Genomic DNA, 1,290 nt, shown 5'->3' on the forward strand with positions numbered 1-1,290 from the left:
CGGCGCTGGGGCCCGAGATGGGCGAGGTCTTCGCGCAGCTGCACCGCGATCACGGGGTCGATCTGCGCCTGGGCGTGCAGGTCGCCGAGATCACCACCGCCGACGGTCGCGCCACCGGCGTCCGCCTGGCCGACGACACCCGGATCGAGGCGGACGCGGTGCTGGTGGCGGTCGGCGCGCGGCCCAATATCGAGCTGGCCGCCGATGCCGGGCTGGCCGTGGGCGCGGGCGTGCTGGTGGACGAGAGCCTGGCCACCAGCGACCCGGACATCGTCGCGGTCGGCGATATCGCCGATCAACAGCACCCGGTGCTGGGTCAGCGGGTCCGGGTGGAGCACTGGGCGAACGCGCTCAATCAGCCCGCGGTGGCGGCGCTGACCATGCTCGGGAAACCGGCCGTGTACGACCGGCTGCCGTACTTCTTCACCGATCAGTACGACCTGGGGATGGAGTACACCGGATATGTCGCGCCCCGGCAGCAGACCCGGGTGGAGGTGCGCGGCGACCTCGGCAAGCGGGAATTCGTGGCGTACTGGCTCGATTCCGGCAATCGAGTGCTGGCCGGAATGAACGTGAACGTGTGGGATGCGGGAGACAAGATCAAGCAACTGGTGCTCAGCGACGAGACCGTGAACCCCGACGACTTGTGACCGTCGTCATAGATCGCGGAGTGGCGGGTACGTCGCATCGGCGTGCGCGGCTCCGACCCCTGGGCGTGAGCGCCACCGCGGCGCATCGAAGGAGCCGACCGTGAAGTACATGCTGATCAAGACCTACAGCCCCGCCGCCTACTGCGACACCTTCATCGGCGACTGGGCGCCCGAGGAGATCCAGGCGCACATCGACTTCCAGCGCGCCCTCGGCGAGGAGCTCGCCAAGTCCGGTGAACTGGTCGACGGCCAGGGTCTCGCCGATCCGGGCCAGGCCCGCATCGTCATGTCCGACGGCCGGTCCGCGCCGGTGGTCACCGACGGACCCTTCCCCGAGACCAAGGAATTCCTGGCCGGGTACTGGATCATCGACGTCGACTCTCCCGAGCGCGCCATCGAGATCGCCGCGCAGGCGTCGGCCGCCCCCGGCCCCGGCGGCAAGCCGATCGGCGAGTACATCGAGGTCCGCCCGATCATGGGCGCTCCCGCCGCCGACCTCTGATGCCCGAAGCCACCCTCGAGGACCTGTTGCGCGAGCTCGCGCCGCAGGTCCTCGGCGTGCTGGTCCGCCGCTACGGTGACTTCGACGCCGCCGAGGACGCCCTGCAGGAGGCACTGCTCGCCGCCGCCACCCAATGGC

General features: G+C 70.1%; 3 protein-coding genes. All 3 read left to right on the top strand.

Annotated elements, in window-relative coordinates; translation table 11 throughout:
• Window positions 1-650, top strand: a 650-nt coding sequence (locus ACWELQ_RS45875) for an NAD(P)/FAD-dependent oxidoreductase (RefSeq protein ID WP_452403224.1), incomplete at its 5' end; no start/stop codon positions are given.
• A gap of 100 nt (window positions 651-750) precedes the next feature.
• A complete protein-coding gene (locus ACWELQ_RS45880; protein ID WP_452403225.1) occupies window positions 751-1,152 on the top strand; it encodes a YciI family protein in 402 nt (133 codons plus the stop codon).
• Window positions 1,152-1,290 (top strand): sigma factor (locus ACWELQ_RS45885; RefSeq protein ID WP_452403226.1); only part of this gene is annotated, 139 nt, incomplete at its 3' end. The genes ACWELQ_RS45880 and ACWELQ_RS45885, both read left to right, overlap by 1 nt.

The organism is Nocardia sp. NPDC004722 (genome assembly GCF_053601505.1).